Genomic DNA, 421 nt, shown 5'->3' with positions numbered 1-421 from the left:
TTGGCATTTTCCCGTGCATCCAATAATAATCACGATCCGAATATCCTCGAATAGTAGAATCAGTGTTCCATTTAATAACGCCACCAGTCACTATTTCTAGTGTTTTGTTAACGTTAATGTTGATTCCTTGCAAGGTACCAGTCGTAATCAGATTTGCAGTCAAATTAACAAGATTCACTTTTTTCGCATCAATCGTTCCAGCCGTAATATTACTAGCATTCACTTTCACTGCATTCACATTTTTAGTCCAAAAATCACCGTTGACTGTCGTATCACCATTAATGGCAACTTTTTTACCAGTAATGGCTAAACCAGATGTATCACCGTTAATACCACTAATGATGCTACCAACATTGTCTTTAATACCTAGTCCAAAATTTTCATTAAACAACGATAAAAAAGTGTCCGTATTTGAGACTGG

Annotated in this window: 1 protein-coding gene; it reads right to left on the bottom strand. The window is 36.1% G+C overall.

The window, feature by feature from the left end; all coding sequences use genetic code 11:
* Positions 1 to 391 (bottom strand): gp58-like family protein (locus IV67_RS00485; RefSeq protein WP_236698220.1); only part of this gene is annotated, 391 nt, incomplete at its 3' end.
* Positions 392 to 421: the final 30 nt, after the last annotated feature.

Origin of the sequence: Weissella minor (assembly GCF_001437425.1) — a bacterium.
GTDB classification, from domain to species: domain Bacteria; phylum Bacillota; class Bacilli; order Lactobacillales; family Lactobacillaceae; genus Weissella; species Weissella minor.
The sequence above is the reverse complement of the archived record's forward strand: the minus strand, read 5'-3'. Positions and strand labels throughout refer to the sequence as shown.